Raw genomic sequence first — 20,177 nt, forward strand, 5'->3', positions numbered from 1 at the left:
CGGGGCATTCATACGAGCGTTATTAGACGGGTTTGAAGATTAGTGTCCTGAGTTTGAAGATTACCCGCCTGAGTTTGAAGATTCATGTCCCGAGTTTGAAGATTACCGCTCCGGTTTTGAAGATTAGCACGCATTCAGGATCAATGATTATTTTGGGTTGCGGCCTGTTCATTGCGTTCAATAAACATCTTCCTGATCAGCGTCTCCAGCATGATCGGCAGCCTGCGGAAGGCGCTGTCGATGTGGACGCGTTCAGTGCGCTGGTGGGCGTCGCGGCCCAGTGGCCCAACGTTCAATACGGGCGCGGTGAGTTTCCGCATGCCTTCAAACGGGATGGTGTACGTGTCGCTCCAGACCGGGGTGTTGCGCTCGTAGGCGGTCCACCCCTCGCTGTCGTCCTTGTAATTCACATAGCTCAAGTCGCAGATGCCGTTAAAATAGTGAATCTGCTCGAGTTTGGTGCCGAGCTTGCGGGCGGTGTCCTGCATGAGGGCAACCGCGTCCCGGACGAGCGCGTCTTCCGTGGAGTTCACTGCCGGGTAGTAAGGCGGCGCGTACAGGAGGACGATTGCCGGAGACAGTTCCTGGCATTCGATCATCAGCTGGTCGGCGACGGCAAAGCTTTGCGCCCGCTCGTCCGCTCCGGCTCTGGCGATGGCTTTTTCCTTGAGTTTGCGGACCGCCTCGGCGCCCAGCTTGTCTTCAGCGTGTGCCACGATCTGCTCGTAGCGGTACACCTTTACCTCGCCGACCCCGTTCACGCCATGTCGGCTGCACAACTCGCGGTAGGCCGAGTTGCAGGCGGATGCCGCGTCTCTCGCGACCTGCTCGAACGTTTCCATGACGTCCGCCGCGGTGCGTTTGAAGAGAAAGACGTTGTAGAGCGCGGCAGCGCGGTACGGGGTCTGGGTGGAGTATTGATCCTTCAGATCCCGTTGGTAAAGCGATACCGGCAGCGGCGTCTTCTCTCCGAAGGCGGTTTCTTCAAAGAGGTCGCTGAACTCCATCCGCTGTGTCAGATAGGAAGCGATATAGTTGGCGGTCAGGCCCTGGAGCGGCTCTCCGACATGGGTTTCCTTCCCGTAAAACAGAGCGGCCGGCATGATCTTGCCGATCGTCCCGGAGTAGATGTACTCCTTCGCGTCTCCCGGTTGCTGCGTGAAGGAAGGCTCCCCGTTCAAAAACAGGCTGTACGTGAGGCCTTCTCGTTCGGCGATATCGAGCAGGACATCGACCGCAACACGCATCCCGGCTGAGTTCACTTCCTCATCCGGTACGGTCAGGAGAAGAAGGTTCACCGGCCAGTCTTCGTCAATCGCCTGCTCGAGCAATGAAAGATGGGCGGTGAGCCCTGCCTTCATGTCCATCGTGCCGCGGCCGAACAGGTACTCTCCCGACTCCAGGTCGGTACGTGCTTCGGCGTGAAGCGTATCTTTGACCCCGTGGAGCTTGGCGGTCAGCTCTTCAGGTAGCGTGGAAAGCGCCTGAAGGGCACCGTATTCCTCGGTCTGAACTGTGTCAAAGTGACTGATCAGCACAATCGTGTCTGCCGCATCCGGATGTTTATAGAGTGCGGTCACAGTCTGGCGGCCGAGGCCGGCATCATGGAGCCCAATCCTTTCCGGATGCTGCTGGAAATGCGTCATCTCCCGCAGTTTCGTTTCAAGCCGCTGCGCAAACAGCCGCTCCCCCTCCGTCAGCGTCCGGCTGTCCCAGCTGACCAATTCACTCATCAGCGCCCTCCGCGCTTCCGGCGTGTCCCATCTTCTTCCCATCCGGATCCCCTCCATCTATCTTTCTGAACAATATGTCCAATATATTCAACTCACACTGCGCGGTCAATGCAATTCCGCGGATGCACACAAAAAACCCCGCCAGGGAGGGAACGGGCTAATCTTCAAATTCGGGGACGTAATCTTCAAACTCACGGCATTAATCTTCAAACTCAGGCGGCTAATCTTCAAACCCGTCTCACCCCACACAAAAACCCCCTCGCCGAAGCGAAGGGGTTCCCTATGATCAGTTTCCGTTGTAGTAGATCGGTGCATCCGGTCCGAGCGGGAGGCCGAGAAGCATCCAGATGATGAGGACAGCCGACCAGACTAACAGGAACGCCATGGAGTAAGGGAACATCGTGGAGACGAGTGTCCCGATCCCCATTTTCTTGTCATACTTCTGTGCGAACGCGATGATGATCGCGAAGTACGTCATGAGCGGCGAGATGATGTTCGTTGAGGAGTCCGCAATGCGGTACGCCATCTGCGTGAGCTCAGGCGAGTAGCCGAGCTGCATCATGATCGGCACGAATATCGGTGCCATCATGGCCCACTTCGCGGAAGCGGAACCGATGAACAGGTTAATGAACGCGGCGATCAGAATGAAGAGCAGGACGAGCGGAATGCCTGTGAGGTTAATGCTCTGCAGGAATTCTGCACCGTACACGCCGAGGACAAGGCCCATGTTCGATTCGGAGAAGTAGGCGACGAACTGGGCAGCGGTGAAGCTGAGGACAATGAACATCCCCATCGATGCCATCGTCTTGCCCATCATTTCGGCGACGTCTTTGTCATTGCGGATCGCTTTTGTGACCATTCCGTAGACAAGGCCTGGGATAAAGAACAGGATCGCGATGATCGGCACGAGCGAGCTCATGAACGGCGAGCGGATAATCGGCATGTCCGCCTCATCGCCGCGGAGCGGAGCGCCCGGGATCAGGACAAGCAATGCCATAAGAGCCGATGCGACAACGACGGAAACCGTTGCCCAGACGAGGCCCTTTTTCTCAACAGCCGTGAGCTTGTCCATGCTTTCACGGAACTCGCCCTTGTATTCGCCGAGACGCGGCTCGACGATTTTCTCCGTGATCCATGCACCGACGAATGTCAGAACAAATACGGAGATGATGATGAAGTAGTAGTTCATGGCGATGTTCATGCCATCAGCATATGCCGGGTCGATGATCGCAGCGCCAAGAATCGTCAGCTCACCGAGGAGCGCGTCCGTTCCCGACAAAAGCAGGTTCGCGCTGAATCCGCCGGATACGCCGGCGAAAGCGGCAGCGAGACCCGCTAGCGGGTGCCGGCCGAGCGCGGCGAAGATGACCGCACCGAGCGGAGGCAGGACGACATAGCCCGCATCGGATGCGACGGACGACATAACCCCTGCGAATACGAGGCCGAGCGTGATGAGGCGCTTTGGCACCGACATGACGAAGCCGCGCAGAAGCGCAGAGATGAGGCCGGAATGTTCCGCGACCCCGATGCCGAGCATTGTGAGGAGCACGACGCCAAGCGGCGCAAAGCCGATGAAGTTATCGGTCATGCTCGTGAATATGTAATGGATTCCCTCTTTATTGAGGAGGTTCTTGACCTCGATGATTTCCCCTTCTTTACCCGGGTGTTCTACCGAGATGCCGAAGGACGAGACGATTGCGGAAAGGACGAGCACGAGAAGCGCCAGCCCGGCAAATAGTGTGACCGGATGGGGCAGCTTGTTCCCGACCGTTTCGATCGTATCTAGGAATTTCTGGACGAACCCTTTTTTCTTGGTCGTTTCCATGTTATCTCCTTTCTTAGATGACAAATAATATTCGGTCAATTTAGCGTTCAGAAAATTACGCTTTGCACAGTATATCGTGGACTGGCGAAGAATTGAAGGTGTTTTCAATATGTTCTAATTGGTGAAATAGGGCGAACCTTTACAATCGGTGGACGATATAAAAAGCCTCGGCCGAAGCGGCCGGGGCTAAAGGTTTATTCATCTTCAGATTGACGGTTCCTCTGTTCCGCGAGCGTATCCCAGAACGAGGTATCCTTTGTCTCGATCGAGCCGTCCGCAATTGCGCGGACAGTTGAATCAAGTGTGGTGATCGTCTGCTTGATTAGGTAGCCATTGCTTTTCTGGCCGAGGACATACGGTTCGTATTCATGGTCGGACATGCCGCGCATTTCAAAGAGAAGCGTGGAAATGCCGTATTCAACCGCAATGCCGTTGCGGGAAATCGTCTCGGCCGTGCCGCCGACATACTTGCCGAGGTGGCCCCAGCCTGTGGAGTCAACGGCATCAAAGACGACCGCTCCCAGCTTTTTCGAGCCCTCGAGCACTTCCGGATCAACATTCGGTGTTGTCGGGTAGAGAATCGAGCCGGATACAAGTTCTCCGTCACGTTCGCTGCGCGTGCCCTGATGATGCAGATCAATCATATAATCAATGTCATACTTCTGCATGACATTGCTGTGCAGCGCCTGTGTTTCCGGCTGGATCTTCGTGACGTGGTCGCGGTTCAGGTCGACGCCGAGCGCGTTGTAGCGCGTCAGGTGGCGGTCCCCGGAAGCGACATAGTCATCCAGCGAGAAGTCGACATCCCCCATTGCCCCGTCCGGATTCAGCATCGGCACGATGAGGATGTTGACGTTGTCCGTCACGCCCTTCATCTTGCCCGTGCCAAGATGCTTGATGAACTCAAGCGCGCCTTCCGTCGTCAGCTGCTCATTGCCGTGCTGCTGCGTCAGGAAAAGGATCGTCGGGTTTTCCGGGTTCTTCATATACTTCACGAGGTACAGGTCGCGGCCCTTGACCGACTGGCCGATCACCTCAAGCTCCATGTCTTGCTGCTTGGCCTCCTGCTTCTGCAGGTAAGACGCCAGCTCGCTGTACGTATGGAGGATCGACGTGTTGATCGTTTCATTTCCCCCGTAGTTCGGTCCGTTCCCCACCGCATCCGCCTGCAATGGCGCCGCGCTCAACAGGAGCGCCCCCGCTGCAGCCAGCGTGATCATCTGTTTCTTCATGTTCCCACTCCCCTTTGTTTAATCGGTTCCGCAATCATTTCCCCCGTCCGTTCCGTCCCGCAACGGACCGGGTCCTGTCCGTAACATCTCCAGGCATGGACCCGTCCGCAGGAGCCTTTATTCCGCCGGGCGGTAAGACGTCAGCGGGATGTCTTCGTAATCTTCCGGATTAAGGTCATGTACAGAGTCGTCCGCGACGGCATTCACGATGCCGAGAAGTCCGGTCTCCACCGCTTTCACGAGACGGCCTCTTTCTTTCTGGCCATACGACTGGGTCTGGCCCTTCACTTCAAACAGGACGGTGCCGCTGCCGTTCAGGGCGTACGAGCCGAGTGCCGTTCCCGGCAGATCGAGTCCCTGAGAATAAAGCGAGATGTTGCTGAAGCCCGAGTTGCCCTTGGCCTGCAGCGCGTCGTAGGCGGCAACGTTCAGCTGGCGCGAGAAGTCATAGTTGTACTTGTCCGCGTACTCGGCGTACTCTGCGCCTTCAGGGCTTGACGGGTCCGGGACGAACTGCGCCGATAGCGACAGCGTCACTTCGTCTGGAGTGCCATCCACGTAGTAGATCCCTTGGTGATGTAGGTCGATAAAGACATCGACCTTGCCGAACTCAGCAACAAGCGATTTGTAAACGTCACGGGATGTCTGCGATTCCGGCGTGATGAACCAGCCCGGATCGCTCGAGCTACCCGGGAAGTCCTCCGGCTGCGGCACGTAATTAAGATCCGGGTTAAAGTCACGGTTCACGTCAAAGCCCGGGTTTTGGCTGTAATCATAATTCTGCTGGATCCGGTCGTCCAGGTAGTTCCAGGAAGGCTGTGCACCACTAAGCTGCGGGAAGTCCTCAACCACTTCCGACCATGTCATCGTGTTGCGGCGCTTGTCCCCAACGGATGCATCCGGGTTCATCATCGGCATGAAGACGAACGTGATCTCTTCGCGCAGCTGCTGCGCATAAGGTGAACTGCCCGATACCGTCTTCAGGAGATTCAGGATTGCGTCAGTCCCGGTCTTTTCGTTGCCGTGGATCTCGCTCTGGATCAGAATGACTTTTTCACCCGAGCCCACGCGCACCGTATAAATGTCACGCCCTTGATTCGATTGGCCCGCCACGTCAACGGACACGAGCCCCTTGCTCGTCTTCTCAATCTGCTGAAGCTTCTTCGTCAGCTCCGCATAATCAGTAAAGCCCTTGATTGAAAACTCATGGTGCGACTCTTCCTTCGCCAGCGCCTCCCCCGGTGCTGCCGGCAGGGCGATCCCTGCGGCCATGGCGATTGCCGCCGTCACGCCAACCCACTTCTTCATCTATCTCCACTCCCCTTCGGTATGTTCAACGCAAGCATAGCAAGGTTCATGGAGTTGCTCAATAACTGTTCTAATATTCAGTCATATAGATCCAGTGCGCTGTCGAATCATTGGGAAAAGGGATGCCAAACGGAGTGGATGCCGTGTGATTCAATGGGGTGAAATGTTGAAGTCTTTCGTAGGTCGAAGTAGATTGCTCTATCACGCCATATAGGTCCAACCACTCATTTTACATAGGCAAAATTAAAACTTGGCTACCTGATCAGGCGCAAGATTGAAAAACGGCCAAATCCGCGGTGTAATGCGGTTTCCAGGCCTCTTTCCGATCAGGATGTTCAGTGGTATGGTGGATGAAAAGGAGCGGGGATGGTGGGGGAAATCTCTCTAAAAGGGTCTGCTTACTGGAATGTTTATGCTCATGAGCGATTGATGGCGGTGCTTCCGAAATGGGAACCAAAGCGGGACGAGCTGGAACAACAGCAGAGGAACCGTCGTGCCGGAATGGCCGGCGAAGAGCGGGTAATCGAGGTGCTTCAGTCTGCAGGGTTGCCTCCAGACACCCCGATTTTCTGGGACGTCGGCCTGCCATTGTCCCCTTCCGTGTTTATCCAGATGGATATTGTAATGGTACTCAGGCATGGTGTGCTGATTTTTGAGTCCAAGCAGATCGCGGGAAGGCTGCGGTTTGTCCAGAATCCGGCTGCCCTTCAAAAAGTCGAAAACGGCGAAGTCACACTTGTGATGGATTGTCCGGCCGCTCAATTTGAAGATCAGCGGGATAGCTTTACCCTTTGGCTGGCAACGAGGGGGTTCCGGGCCCCCGTTGACGGGTCTGTCGTGTTCACGACCAATCCGGTGATCGAAGGTCCACCTAATCTCCCAATCATCAGCCTGCGGGAACTTCGCGGTTTTATCCGGTCTGCTGTTCAGGCCGAGCCTGTTCTTAGCTCAAAGGACGTCCGGCTTCTCGTCAATACGATCGAAAAAAGCCGCTCCCGCTTTATCCCTTACCCACTCTGTGGGCGTTATGGGATTGATCCTGCGACGATACAGTGGGGGCCGCGCTGCGGATGCGGGTCTCGGCTGGTTAAATCGACGGAGCGGCGATGGAGCTGTGAGAACTGCAAATTTCAGGGGACGCCCTCCTACGGACATGCATTGTTGGATTGGTTTCTGCTGCGGAGTGAAACCATTACTGTCCAGCAATGCTCCGCGCTGTTCGGCATTCACAGACAGAGTGCATGGAGGCTGCTGGGCCGGATGCGGCTGACCAAGGTCGAGGGGAAAGGTGGAAAACATACCCTTTACCGGATTGATTACACTGACTTTGAAGCGCTCAACCAACTGCTGAAACCGTGAGTGTTACGGAACGGGAGCTGAGTGTTACACAACCGCCCGTGAGTGTTACACAAGCCCACCTGAGTGTTACACAACCGCCCGTGAGTGTTACACACGCCCGTCTGAGTGTTACGCCCACACAAAAAACCCCGCCGCAGCGGGGTTATTACATTACATCCACACGATCCACGCCAGAACCGCGGCGATGACGATGCGGTAGATGGCGAATGGGGTGAGTTTGATGCGGTCGATGAGTTTCAGGAAGAATTTGATCGACAGGAGCGAGAACAGGAACGCGCTCACGAAGCCGACCACATAAAACGACAGGTAGTCCATCGACATCATGTCCATGTTCTTGACGACGGAGACGAGGCTCGCACCGGCCATGATCGGGACGGCCATGATGAAGGTGAAGTCGGCGGCAGTCTTGTGGTTCAGGCCGAACAGGACGCCGCCCGAGATGGTCGCGCCGGAGCGCGAGAAGCCCGGCCAGAGCGAAAGGCACTGGACGAGGCCGATCGAGAAGGCCTGCTTGTACGTCAGCTGGTCAAGCGACGTGACGCTCGGCGTCTTCGGGCCGAACTTGTCGGCCGCGATCATGAGGATCGCCCCGGCGACCAGCGCCCAGATGACAGTTTCGACGCCGAACAGGTAGTCATCGATCAGGTCCTTGAACGCAAATCCGAGCACGACCGCCGGAAGCATGCCGATGATGACGTGCATCAGGTTGAACCGGGTGCTGCCGCCTTCGCGCGTCTCCACCTGGTACAGCCCGATCAGGCTGAACAGCCGCTTCCAGAACACAATGACAACGGCCAGGATCGATCCAAGCTGGATGACGATTTTGAATGTATTCGCCGGATACTTGCCGAGGAATTCTTCGGTCTTCAGCCACATATCGTCGACGATGATCAGGTGGCCCGTCGAGGAGACCGGAGCAAACTCCGTCATCCCTTCGACGAACCCCAGAATAATGGCTTTTAACAGGTCAAACCAATCCATACTTTATTAAGCCCGCTTTCTTCTGAAGTTAATGTACCAGATGATTGCTGCAATCCCCAGCACCGCTATGACGGCATATGCAATGTTGGAATAGATATCCATATAATGGACGATGCTTTCCCAGTTATCACCGACAGCCGCTCCGAGCGATACGAGAACGGTGTTCCAGATCAGGCTGCCGAGCGTTGTGAGGAGAAGGAACAACAGGAAGTTCATGTTCGACATCCCTGCCGGAAGCGAGATCAGACTCCGGATCAGCGGCACGAGCCGGCAGAAAAACACCGTCCACGGTCCGTACTTATCGAACCAGGCATCTGCTTTGTGGATGTCTTCCCTCGTCAGCCGGAGCACTCTGCCCCAGCGGTCGACGATCTTCTCAAGCCGCTCCACATCAAGCAGCAGGCCGATCCCATATAGAATGACCGCGCCACCGACAGACCCTGCGGTCGCTGCCGCAATAACGCCGACCTTTGTCAGTGAGCTCGCTGTTGTCATGAATCCGCCGAAAGTCAGAATCACTTCGGACGGAATGGGCGGGAACACGTTTTCCACCATGATCAGGACGAATACACCGAGGTAACCGAACTGTTCCATGATGTCGGTAATCCAGTTTTCCATCAGTTCCCTCCGAATTTTTTCCTTTAGCCAGTTTACTAAAGAATGTACGTTTTGGGAAGACGTGCCGTGCGTCGCACGTGCCGTACGGCCTGCAGGACGCACGGGATGTTCTCCCGAGATTCATAGAGACGCAGCCGGCCCGGGAAGGTTCCCGGTTATTCCTCTTCGTCGGCGATGGTGACCGACCGGTCGATCCGGAGCGTGAAGCGGACGATTTCTTCAGAGTTTGCCGGCACCGTGACGGGAATCAGGACATCTCCGAACTCCCGCTCCGCCGGGTGGTCGGACTCGGCAATGTCCCAGTGTCGTTCGTGGACCGGATGGCGGATGATGACCGTCACGGGCACGTCCTTCGCGTTGCGGATCGCATACATATAGGACTCGAGATCGTAGCGCCCCTCTTTCCCGGACGATGTGAGGCCTGAATCCACGGTGATGTCGAATGCATTGCCGAGACGGAGACGGACCCTCTCCCCCGTGGCGGTGTGATCCATCCGGTCTTCACCGATAAACTCTGCCGTACCGTCGGAAGAATTGTTCCGGTAGAACTTTACCGTCCCCTGCGGGAGCGGGAAGCCGAGGCCGTTTGCTTCGGTGTTGTCGAACTCAAAATAGATTGCCGGGTTGCGGTCATACGGACCTGCTTCATAAATGGTGCGGCCCTTCGCTCCCTCCGCGCCGATCAGGAGGATCTGTTTTTGCTGACGATCCTTGATGGTGACGGTGCCCGGAATCGTATATAGGTGATAGTCGGCGAAGGATTCCTGTTCCGGCATGCCGCGCTCCGGGATGGCGCTGTAGAGGACATACGGATCCGCGTCTTCCGCACGGTGGACCTCCCCCGCTAGTACTCGGAGGACTGCATCCTCATACGTCATCCCCGACTCGTTCCGGAGCGTCATCCAGCCGGTCAGGCTGAATGTCTCCTCGCCGGATGACTCGGCGGGCAGCGAGATGACATAGTCCATCTCCCATGTCATCCCCTGTGTCAGGTAGCTCACGCGCACCTCGTCCGATCCGGGCGGTGCCGCATGCCAGACAAGTGCCGGCGTCAAAATCAGGCCCCCCGGGAGTTCCGGCAGACGGACTTGCCCTTCCGGATCAAGGACAATCTCGCCCGTCTCCAGATCTTCGACGACTATGCCGTTCGCGACACTGAGCAGGCGGTAGCGCATCCGCTTCCCGGACTCCGGGTCGACAATCGTAATCTCGCGCCCGATATACTTCTCCAGCAATTTATTCTTGTCCACGAGGTCGTATTCGTAGTTCATCTCACGGATATTGAGCCCCTCTACGAGGATGGACTCCGTCTCGATCCGCTGTGCGACGTCCAGGTACCGCAGCACCCCGTCCACAGGAAACTCCGGCAACTTCCTCGTTTCCTTGACCAGCGCAAACCCGTCATTATAGACCGTCAATGCACGAGACACCGCGTCTTTACCCGAAATATCAGCCGGCATGACAACTCCTCCTTTTCTATGACTGGATCATCCGTCTGTCCCATCCGCCCTTATGTAACTGCAGCGCCCGAAGCTTGCTTTACTTCAATTTACTCGCCGGATGCTTCAGGCATGATATCACCTTCCAAAAATGAAAAAATCGGGCCGAAGCCCGATTCCTCATGCATGAATCTCTGTCGTTTTATCCTCTGCCGCCGTGTCCCCAAGAAAGTCGAGGACCGCGCCGATGAAGGTTTTGCCGATGTACTGGATCGAACGTTCATCGACATTGAATTTCGGATGGTGGTGCGGGAAGTCTGCCCCGATCTCCGGGTTGCCTCCGCCGACGATGAAATAAGAAGCTTTCACGTGCTCGGTGTAGTAGGCGAAGTCTTCGCTGCCGGACATCGGTTCAACGTAACGGACATTTTTAGCGCCGAAGATGGAAGCCGCCACCTTGGCAATGCGCTTTGTCTCCTCTGCGTCATTGTTGATGGATGGGCAGTCGCGGACATAGTTGAATTCATGGCCCGCGCCGTTTCCTTCGCAGGTAGTGCGGGTCAGGCGTTCCATCGCTTCTTCAATCAGATCGCGCACCTCCGGATCATAGGTGCGGACAGTGCCCTTGAGAACCGCCTTGTCGGGGATGACATTTGTCGCGTCCCCGCTCTGGAACGAGCCGACCGTGATGACGCCCGAGCGCATCGGGTTCACGCGGCGGCTGAGGATCTGCTGGAAGTTGACGACGAGCTGGCTGCCGGTCACGAGCGGGTCGATCGTTGTGTGCGGCGCCGCTCCGTGGCCGCCCTTGCCTAAAATCGTGATCTCAAAATCGTCCTGTGCAGAAGAGGCATAGCCTTCCATCACCCCGACGCTTCCCAGGGGCTCATCGGCCATAACATGAGCGCCGTAGATCACATCCACCCCGTCCAGGCAGCCGTCCTGGATCATGAAGTCCGCTCCGCCCGGCGTCGTTTCCTCAGCGTGCTGATGAAGGAAGACGACCTTGCCTGAAAGTTCATCGCGGACTTCAGAAAGCACCTTGGCCACGCCCAGCAGCGTGGCTGTATGAAGATCGTGGCCGCAGGCGTGCATGACGCCCGGCACAGTCGACTTGTACGGAACCTCTTTTTCGTCCTGGATCGGCAGCGCGTCAAAGTCCGCTCGCAGGGCGACGGTTTTCCCGGGCTTGCCGCCTTTCAGCGTCCCGACAACCCCGCGGCCGCCGACAGCGGTGCGGACCTCGATGCCGAGATTGCGGAGATACTCGGCAATAAACGCCGGTGTCCGCTCCTCGGTGTGCCCGACTTCCGGATGCATATGAAGATCTCGGCGGATGGCGACAAGCTCCTCCTGCAGCTGGCTGAACCGTTCATATAATGGTTGATTCATATTCTTTACTCCTCCATTTTAAAGGGACGGCAACCGCCGCCCCGAATGTGCCAATTATGCCGGCCAGATAAACAGGTGGGCGATCGTGACAATGATGATCGCCATGATGAACTGGATGGCGAACAGCGGTGCCATCCACTTGAACCATTTCGTAAGGGAAATACCGGCCATGGCGAGTGCCGCGAACAGCAACCCGTTTGTCGGTGAGAAGATGTTCGTGATGCCGTCCCCCATCTGGAACGCGAGGACCACTGTTTGGCGGCTGACGCCGAGCAGATCGCCGAGTGGCGTCATAAGCGGCATCGTCAGTGCGGCCTGGCCGCTGCCGGAAGCAACGATGAGGTTCATGAACGCCTGAACGACAAACATGGCACCCGCGGCCATCACGGTCGGCAGCTCCGATACAAGGCCCGAGATGCCATAGAGGATGGTGTCGATCGTGTTGCTGTTTTCAAGCAACGTGACCGCACCATAAGCGAATCCGACGACAAGGGCGCCGACGATCAGCTCCTCGCATCCCCGGACGAACGCCATCGTCGTCCCGTTGATCCCCATGCGGTTTACGATTCCGATTACAATCGCCATGATGACAAACAGCGCGGAGATTTCCTGGATATACCATCCGTACTTGATGACACCGTAAGCAAGGGCGATGAATGTGGCCAGCAGAATCAGAAGCGTTACACCCTGCCTGCGGGACAGCTTCATATCCAGCGCGGCCGCCTTGTCCACATTGCGTTTTTTGTCTTCTTCAAACGTCACGCTCAGCTCCGGATTCTTTTTCACCTTTGCCGCATAGCGCATGACGAAGAGAATCGATACCGTCACGTAGGCAAACCAGAAGAAGATCCGCGGCACCATTCCGGAGAAGGTTGGAAGTTCGGCGATCCCCTGTGCAACGCCGACCGTGAACGGGTTCATGAACGCAGCGGTGAATCCGGTGGCGACTCCGACCATGACCACTGCGGCACCGGTCATCGAGTCAAAGCCCATCATCATCGCAAGCGGCACCAGGATCAGAATAAACGGCAGTGCCTCTTCGAACATGCCGATGGTCGCGCCCCCGATGGCGAAGAACATCATGAACACCGGGATCATCAGCATCTCCCGGCCCTCCAGCCTCCCCGAAACGGAGCCGAATGCGCCTTCGATCGCTTTGGTCTCCTTGAAGACGTTAAACGCCCCGCCGACGATGAAAATAAAGAAGACGATGCCGGCACTGGTTGTGAGGCCCGCATGGATCGCCTTGAAGATATCCATGAATCCGGCAGGGTTGGACTCAATCTGCTGATAGGAGCCTTCCACGACCAGGGTCTGTCCCTCTTCGTTTGTCGTCCGCTCATATTCGCCAGCCGGAATCAGATAAGTACTGAGCGCCGTCAGCAAGATCACTGCGAACAATATGGCAAATGGATGCGGGACTTCGAATTTAAACCGCTTTTTGCGGATGGGTTCTGAGATGTTGGCCATGATGTCACTCCTAGAGGTCGAAGACCGTCGAAATTTGAATATGTATAAATATAAGTGAATAGGAGTAGGCGGTCAATACGAAATCTACAGAAAATAAAGCGCAATCCCCTCCTCTGATTGCATTTTCAAGAAATGGAAAAACCGGGCATCGCCCGGTTCTTATCGCATCTTTATGAAAGGTTAGACCGTCTGCCCCATCTGCTCCCGCAGCTTCGCTTTGAGAAATTTGCCGACGGAGGTTTTTGGGATTTCATCCAGGAAGACGACATCGTCCGGGACCCACCACTTGGCGAACTGTCCTTCCAGATAGCCGAGGAGTTCCTGCTTTTTTTCCTCGTTCCGCTCGATGCCGTCTTTCAGGACGACGCAGGCAAGCGGGCGCTCGAGCCACTTTTCGTGCGGAACCGCGATAACAGCGGCTTCGAAGACGTCTTGGTGCGTCATAAGGGCGTTCTCGAGGTCGACCGAGGAGATCCACTCGCCTCCGGACTTGATCAGGTCTTTGGTCCGGTCGGTGATCTTGATGTAGCCTTCCGGCGTCATGACGGCGATGTCGCCGGTGTAGAGCCAGCCGTCGCGGAAGGCGTCTTTCGTGCGCTCATCCCGATAATACTCGCTGGCGATCCACGGGCCTCGGACGGTCAGCTCGCCCATTGTCTTGCCGTCCCACGGCACTTCACCCTGCTCGTTGACGACGCGGGTGTCGATGCCCGGAATCGTCATGCCCTGCGAGGCGCGGAGGTCGAGCTTCTCTTCGGCAGTCTTTTCTTCCACCGAAGAGGTGTAGTTCGACAAGCTGACAAGCGGCGACGTTTCGGTCATGCCGTAGCCGACGATGAACGGAACGCCGTACTTTTCCTCGAACGCCTTGATCAGGCCCTTCGGCGAGGCGGATCCTCCGCAGACGATGGCGCGCAGCGAGCTGATGTCACGCGGCTTCTGCTCTAGGGTCTTCAGTACGCCGAGCCAGATCGTCGGCACGCCCGCGGTAAGCGTGACCTTTTCCTGTTCGATCAGATCGAGCAGGACGTCCGAATTGAATCCGCCCGGCCCAGGCAGCACCTGCGTGATGCCGAAAAAGACACCGGCAAACGGCAGGCCCCAGGCGTTCGCATGAAACATCGGAACGACCGATAGGGTGATGTCGCGCTCCGACAGCCCCATGCCGTCGGCAAGCCCAAGCGCGTAGCTATGGAGGACGAGCCCGCGGTGCGAATAGACGACGCCCTTCGGATTGCCGGTCGTGGCGCTTGTGTAGCACATGCCGGCAGGGGTGTTTTCGTCGAGGTCATCCGGGAATACAAAGTCGTCTGCCGCTTCCGCCAATAGCGCCTCGTAGGAGTGGACGTTTTCCAGGGCCGTTTCCGGCAGCTTGTCCGAGTCCGACATAACGACGATGTGCTTGACCGTCTTCAGTTGCGGCGCGAGCTTCTCGATTAGCGGGAACAGGTCATCATCGACTAGCAGGATTTCATCCTCTGCGTGGTTGATGACGTATACAATGTGCTCCGGTGACAGCCGGATGTTGATCATATGCAGGATCGCGCCGGCGCACGGGACGCCGAAGTAAGCCTCAAGGTGTCGGTGCGTGTTCCATGCGAACGAACCGACCTTCGTCCCCCGCTCCATGCCGAGTGCGGTCAGGAGAGAAGCGAGCTTCCGGGTGCGCTTCGCGAATTCGCGGTATGGAATGCGGTGCGTCTGTGTGGCGGTTTTCGAGATGATCTCCTTGTCGGGGAAATAGCGCTCCGCGCGGTCAACGAACGTCTTCAAGAGCAGCGGCGTCTTCATCATTTGAATCCATCTCCTTTTGTATGGTGGATTGGCGATGGTGAAGGTCTGGTTGCGTGGGGTGCTGCATGGCATGGCTGGCGGCTATCCCGTGTGAGTTTGAAGATTAGGTGCTTGAGTTTGAAGATTACACGCTTGAGTTTGAAGATTAGGCCCCCGAGTTTGAAGATTACGCCCTGCTCAGTCCTTCTTCCAGTGCGGATGATCATCGAGCTCACCCGGACGCAGAACCGGGGTCAGGCAGAAGTCCGTCCGGAGCGAGACATCAAGCCAGTGGCTGAGCGGTTCCGACCCGAAGTAGCGGGCTACTTCTTCGTGGATGTCGTCGCGTTTTTTCCACTCCGGATGGCCCGCGAAGTCGCAGAAGGCGTACCAGAACTTGTCCTCAAGCGCACCGAGCGCGACGTACCGGCCGTCTGCGGTCGGGTAGATGGCGTATCGGGCGCGGGAGCCGTCAAGATCCGGCACTCCGCGGTCGGACAGGCCGGCTTCTTCGAACGCTTTGTGGACACTTTGCCAATGCGTAAGGCCATCGGTAATCGAAACATCGAGTCGGGCGCCCTCCCCGGTTTTCATCTTCCTGACAAGCGCCGCAAGCACAGCTTCCGCGACAAAGTGCCCGCCGGCAAAGTCGGCCAGCGTGTTTTTCGGCTGGACCGGCCGGCCGTTTTCATCGGTAAGTTGCGAAAGCACACCGGACAGCGCCAGATAATTGAGGTCATGGCTGCCGGCCCTGGCGAACTCACCCTCCAGGCCGTAGCCGGTCATCGAGCAGTAGATGAGTCCGGGGTTGAGCTCAAACAGCTCGTCCTCTCCGAAGCCGAGCCGCTCCAGCGTACCGGGGCGGAACGATTCGATCAGGACATCGGTGCCGCGAATGAATTCCTTCATCTTCTCACGGCCTTCATCTGACTTCAGGTCGAGCTCGACGATCGTCTTGCCGGCGTTTTTCTTTTCATGGATCAGCCCTCCGGCCAGGCGGCGGGCGGGTTCCCCGCCGGGCGGCTCGACTTTTGTAACGTCGGCGCCCATTTCAGCGAGCCGGTAACTCGAATACGGTCCCGGGAGATAATATGTCACGTCGAGCACTTTTATGCCTTCCAGGAATCCCCCGCCTGGAGGGCGGACGGCATTTCGCTTACGGGTTTCTTTCATGCTGGTCATGCCTTCCTTCCTCCCGACAGTCCCATGTTTTTCGCGATAATCGTTTTCATGATCTCATTCGTGCCGGCGTAGATCGACATGACCGGAATATCGCGGTACCAGCGGGCGATCTTGTATTCTTCCATATAGCCATAGCCGCCGTGAAGCTGCATGCACTCGGCAGCCGCCTTCCGCGCGGTCTCGGTGATCCAGTACTTCGCCATCGACACCTTCGTCACGATGTCCTTGCCATCTAGATGATCGGCGATCAGCGACTCGAGGAATGCCTTGCCGAGCTCCGCTTCTGTCGCGAGTTCCGCCAGCTTGAACTGGGTGTTCTGGAACGCGGCGACCGGGCGGCCGAACGCCTCGCGGGATTTGACGTAGTCAATCGTGATCTCGAGCATGTCCTCCATCGCGGTCTGGGCGCCGATCGCCACGGTGAGCCGTTCCTGCTGCAGCTTTTCCATCATATAGTGGAAGCCCTTGCCCTCTTCGCCGATCAGGTTCACGGCCGGGACTCGGCAATCTTCGAAATAAAGCTCCGCCGTATCCTGCGAGTCCATGCCGACCTTGTCGAGTTTGCGGCCCTTTGTAAATCCTGGTGTTCCCTCTTCAATCAAAAGCAGACTCACCCCGCGGTGTTTCGGCTCCGCCTTAGGATCGCTCTTTACCGCAACCAGTGCCAGGTTCGTATTGATTCCGTTTGTGATGAACGTCTTCTGGCCGTTCACGACATAATGATCGCCGTCCTTGATCGCGGTCGTCTTGATGTTGGCAAGGTCCGATCCGGTTCCGGGCTCGGTCATCGCAATGGCGGTGATGACATCCCCTGTCACACAGCCCGGCAGGAAACGTTTTTTCTGCTCATCGGTCCCGTACGATTCGATATACGGTACGACAATGTCGTTATGAAGGCCGACGCCGGTGAGCCCGGCACCTACCCGCTCCATCTCCTCTTCGATCACAACGCCGAAGCTGAAATCCAGGCCAAGCCCGCCGTATTGTTCATCAACTTGCGGGCAGAGGAACCCCATCTCCCCGAGCTTTTTCCAGAACGATTTTGGAATGAGGCGGTCCTGTTCCCATTGTTCATAATGCGGCACGGCTTCTTTTTCGAGAAACTTCCGGAGCGACTCCCGGAACAGATCATGTTCTTCGGTTTCCCATCGGTATCGCGGCATGGCGATCACTCCCTTCTTTATATACGGGTTGGTTGGGGCGGGTGGATTGGATTCGCGGCGGCAACTGTCGGTTTCGCGGCGGCAACTTGCAAATTCACGCCGACAACCCGCAAATCCGCGACTGCAACACCCAATTCCGCGTCCGCTCCCTCCAACCCAACTCCCCCTTACTTCGGCTGCATCCGGATGGCGCCGTCCAAGCGGATGACGGTGCCGTTCAGCATGCGGTTTGTCACGATCGATTCGACGAGCTGGGCGTATTCTTCCGGCTGGCCGAGGCGTTTCGGGAACGGCACGGTCTGTTCAAGCGCAGTGCGGGCGCTGTCCGGCAGGCCGTCGAACATCGGCGTGTTGATTAGGCCCGGGGCGATCGTCATGACACGGATGCCGTATGCCGCGAGTTCGCGGGCGATCGGGAGCGTCATTCCGGCGACGCCGCCTTTGGACGCGCTGTAGGCGACTTGGCCGATCTGGCCTTCGAAGGCGGCGACGGAAGCGGTGTTGATGATGACGCCGCGTTCGCCGTCCTCGCCCGGCTCATTGTCCGTCATCGCGTCCGCAGCGAGGCGGATCACGTTGAAGGTGCCGGTCAGATTGACGCGGATCACTTGCTCGAACTGCTCAAGCGGATGGACGCCCTTCCTGCCGATCAGCTTGCCCGGCGTGCCGATGCCGGCGCAGTTAACGACGGTGTTGAGTCCGTCCATCGCTTCTTTTGCCGCCGCCACGTTCGCCTCGACGGCTTTCCCGTCTGCAACGTCCGTCTGATAAAAGAAGGCGTTGCCCTCTCCAAGCTCAGCCGCGTACCCTGTGCCCTTTTCTTCATTCAGATCAAAGATGGCGACCCTGCCGCCGGCTTCGACGATCCGCTTCGCGGTCGCACCGCCAAGACCTGACGCCCCGCCGGTGATGATCGCCTTCACATTGTTCATGTCCAACTCAAATCCCCCTAACCTGACTGAATGCTCATTCGGTATAATTAATGATTATTAATCAATTCGTTCAATGACTGTGGCATTGGCCATGCCCATGCCTTCGCAGATCGCAAGCAGTCCGTATCGCCCGCCGGTCCGTTCCAGGCGGTTCATGAGTGTGACAAGCAGTTTTGTTCCTGTTGCGCCGAGCGGATGGCCGAGTGCGATGGCGCCGCCGTCGACGTTCAGCTTTTCCGGATCCCCACCGGTTTCTTTAAGCCAGGCAAGCGGGACAGGCGCGAAGGCTTCGTTGACTTCATAGGTGTCCATATCCCCGATCGCGAGGCCGGCTTTCTTCAATACTTTCTCCGTTGCAGCAATCGGTCCCGTCAGCATCAGTGTCGGATCGGATCCGACAACTGAACGCGCGACGATTCTGGCCTTCGGCTTGAGTCCGAGTTCGTCAGCCTTCTCACGGGACATGAGGAGTACCGCGGATGCGCCGTCGCTCATCTGGCTGGCATTACCCGCCGTGATCACTCCGTCTTCCTTGAACACCGTTTTAAGGCCGCCGAGCACGTCCGGTGTCGAGCCTTCCCGCGGGCCTTCGTCCGTATCGAACACGTTGCCGTCCGCCGTTTCCACGAGTACAATCTCATCTTTGAACCGGCCTTCCCCGATTGCCGCAAATGCGCGCTCGTGGCTTCTCGCGCTGTATTCATCCAGCTCGGTGCGGCTCATGCCCCACTTTTCTGCGATGCGCTCAGCAGACAGGCCCTGGTTGATGATCTCGTACTGGGAGGTCAGCTTTTCGCTCGGCCTGGCGTCTCCGACATTCGAAAACATCGGCTCGCGCGTCATGCTTTCGACGCCGCCTGCAATAACGATGTCCATATCGCCCGCGGCAATCGCCTGTGCACCGAAGTGGACGGCCTGCTGGCTGGATCCGCACTGGCGGTCGATCGTGACGCCCGGCACCTCGATCGGGAATCCCGCGATCAGAGCGGAGGTCCTGGCGATGTTGCCGCCCTGTTCCCCGGATTGAGTCACGCAGCCAAGGATTACATCTTCCACCCTGTCCTTCCCGACCCCCGCACGCTTCACCAGTTCATCCAGTACGACCGCCGCCAGCTCGTCAGGACGTGTTTCCGACAGCGCCCCCTTGCGCCGCCCGACTGCCGTACGCACGCCTTCGACAATCACGACTTCTCTCATTCTCTCTCCCCCTTTATCACAATAGAAAGACTATTCTTGAAAGAATCGTATCATGAAAACGTTCTCATCGTCCATATCATTCGGCGTCCGGATCGACTTGCCGGTCCGAGTGAAAATCAGCCTCCGGACCTAGACGGAAATCAACATGCAGCCCGTTCGGAAAACCTGAGTTCCTGCCTACAATAATGTTAACAACGAAAGGAGGCGGAAACCTTGAAGAAATTTCTTCTCATTACTATCGGAATCGTCGCAGGGATCACCGTCCTTGCCAACCTCGGCGCGATCATCGGTCTCGCCATCTCAGCCGCCATCATGTATGCCGGCTACCACTACTACAAGCGGAGCACTTCCGGCTTCGCACGCTTTTGCTGGGCAGCGGTCGGCATCATCGGCCTTCTGACAGCCATCGGCAACATCCCGGCATTCATCGGCCTGCTCGCCATCGCGGCACTCTGGTACGTGTACCAGAAGTGGAATGCCCGTGAAGCCGTCCTGTTCGAAAAAGATAGCGACCCGTTCGCTAATTTCGAACGGGAATGGAAAAATATCACGAAATAAGTTCCCAATAAGGAG

16 protein-coding genes are annotated in these 20,177 nt (G+C 57.1%); 2 read left to right on the forward strand and 14 right to left on the reverse strand.

The window, feature by feature from the left end:
- Positions 1-140: 140 nt before the first annotated feature.
- The 4 genes from AC6CHQ_RS02790 to AC6CHQ_RS02805 all read right to left on the reverse strand — a co-directional run bounded on the left by AC6CHQ_RS02790 (position 141) and on the right by AC6CHQ_RS02805 (position 6,098).
- A complete protein-coding gene (locus tag AC6CHQ_RS02790; RefSeq protein WP_498080832.1) occupies positions 141-1,775 on the reverse strand; it encodes a M20/M25/M40 family metallo-hydrolase in 1,635 nt (544 codons plus the stop codon).
- Positions 1,776-2,019: 244 nt separating this feature from the next.
- Positions 2,020-3,558 (reverse strand): AbgT family transporter, encoded by a 1,539-nt coding sequence (locus AC6CHQ_RS02795; protein WP_498080833.1) that lies wholly within the window; start codon positions 3,556-3,558, stop codon positions 2,020-2,022.
- A 194-nt stretch (positions 3,559-3,752) separates the two neighbouring features.
- Positions 3,753-4,790: a M14 family zinc carboxypeptidase gene (locus AC6CHQ_RS02800; protein WP_424237024.1), complete on the reverse strand. Its 1,038-nt coding sequence runs from the start codon at positions 4,788-4,790 to the stop codon at positions 3,753-3,755.
- Positions 4,791-4,907: 117 nt separating this feature from the next.
- A complete protein-coding gene (locus AC6CHQ_RS02805) occupies positions 4,908-6,098 on the reverse strand; it encodes a M14 family zinc carboxypeptidase (protein ID WP_498080834.1) in 1,191 nt (396 codons plus the stop codon).
- Positions 6,099-6,467: 369 nt separating this feature from the next.
- Here AC6CHQ_RS02805 and AC6CHQ_RS02810 point away from each other — a divergent pair, with 369 nt between their 5' ends.
- Positions 6,468-7,457, forward strand: coding sequence for a nuclease-related domain-containing protein (locus tag AC6CHQ_RS02810; RefSeq protein ID WP_251239900.1), 990 nt, complete (start codon positions 6,468-6,470; stop codon positions 7,455-7,457).
- Between the two features lie 150 nt (positions 7,458-7,607).
- On the opposite strand, the gene AC6CHQ_RS02815 is transcribed toward AC6CHQ_RS02810, so the two are convergent.
- The 10 genes from AC6CHQ_RS02815 to AC6CHQ_RS02860 all read right to left on the reverse strand — a co-directional run bounded on the left by AC6CHQ_RS02815 (position 7,608) and on the right by AC6CHQ_RS02860 (position 19,604).
- A complete protein-coding gene (locus tag AC6CHQ_RS02815) occupies positions 7,608-8,438 on the reverse strand; it encodes an undecaprenyl-diphosphate phosphatase (RefSeq protein ID WP_092050399.1) in 831 nt (276 codons plus the stop codon).
- A 6-nt stretch (positions 8,439-8,444) separates the two neighbouring features.
- Entirely contained in the window at positions 8,445-9,056 is a 612-nt protein-coding gene (locus AC6CHQ_RS02820) for a DedA family protein (protein WP_498080835.1), read from the reverse strand.
- 155 nt (positions 9,057-9,211) lie between these two features.
- Positions 9,212-10,516 carry a DUF4139 domain-containing protein gene (locus AC6CHQ_RS02825; protein WP_498080836.1) on the reverse strand — a complete coding sequence of 435 codons (1,305 nt, stop codon included), beginning with the start codon at positions 10,514-10,516 and terminating at the stop codon, positions 9,212-9,214.
- A 159-nt stretch (positions 10,517-10,675) separates the two neighbouring features.
- Complete coding sequence (locus AC6CHQ_RS02830) at positions 10,676-11,887, reverse strand: M20 metallopeptidase family protein (RefSeq protein ID WP_498080837.1); 1,212 nt, start codon at positions 11,885-11,887, stop codon at positions 10,676-10,678.
- A gap of 54 nt (positions 11,888-11,941) precedes the next feature.
- Entirely contained in the window at positions 11,942-13,357 is a 1,416-nt protein-coding gene (locus AC6CHQ_RS02835) for a YfcC family protein (protein WP_498080838.1), read from the reverse strand.
- A 180-nt stretch (positions 13,358-13,537) separates the two neighbouring features.
- Positions 13,538-15,151 (reverse strand): long-chain fatty acid--CoA ligase, encoded by a 1,614-nt coding sequence (locus AC6CHQ_RS02840; protein WP_498080839.1) that lies wholly within the window; start codon positions 15,149-15,151, stop codon positions 13,538-13,540.
- A gap of 177 nt (positions 15,152-15,328) precedes the next feature.
- Positions 15,329-16,312, reverse strand: a complete 984-nt coding sequence (locus AC6CHQ_RS02845; RefSeq protein ID WP_498080840.1) for a CaiB/BaiF CoA transferase family protein — start codon at positions 16,310-16,312, stop codon at positions 15,329-15,331.
- Positions 16,309-17,475, reverse strand: coding sequence for an acyl-CoA dehydrogenase family protein (locus AC6CHQ_RS02850; protein ID WP_498080841.1), 1,167 nt, complete (start codon positions 17,473-17,475; stop codon positions 16,309-16,311). Before AC6CHQ_RS02850 ends, AC6CHQ_RS02845 begins: the two co-directional genes overlap by 4 nt.
- 167 nt (positions 17,476-17,642) lie before the next feature.
- Complete coding sequence (locus AC6CHQ_RS02855; protein WP_498080842.1) at positions 17,643-18,413, reverse strand: 3-hydroxyacyl-CoA dehydrogenase; 771 nt, start codon at positions 18,411-18,413, stop codon at positions 17,643-17,645.
- A 51-nt stretch (positions 18,414-18,464) separates the two neighbouring features.
- Positions 18,465-19,604 carry a thiolase family protein gene (locus tag AC6CHQ_RS02860; protein ID WP_498080843.1) on the reverse strand — a complete coding sequence of 380 codons (1,140 nt, stop codon included), beginning with the start codon at positions 19,602-19,604 and terminating at the stop codon, positions 18,465-18,467.
- 213 nt (positions 19,605-19,817) lie between these two features.
- Between AC6CHQ_RS02860 and AC6CHQ_RS02865 the strand changes: the two genes are divergently transcribed.
- Positions 19,818-20,162 (forward strand): lmo0954 family membrane protein, encoded by a 345-nt coding sequence (locus AC6CHQ_RS02865; protein ID WP_251239891.1) that lies wholly within the window; start codon positions 19,818-19,820, stop codon positions 20,160-20,162.
- The last annotated feature ends 15 nt before the right edge of the window (positions 20,163-20,177 follow it).

This window comes from Bhargavaea sp. GQ12 (assembly GCF_059758705.1).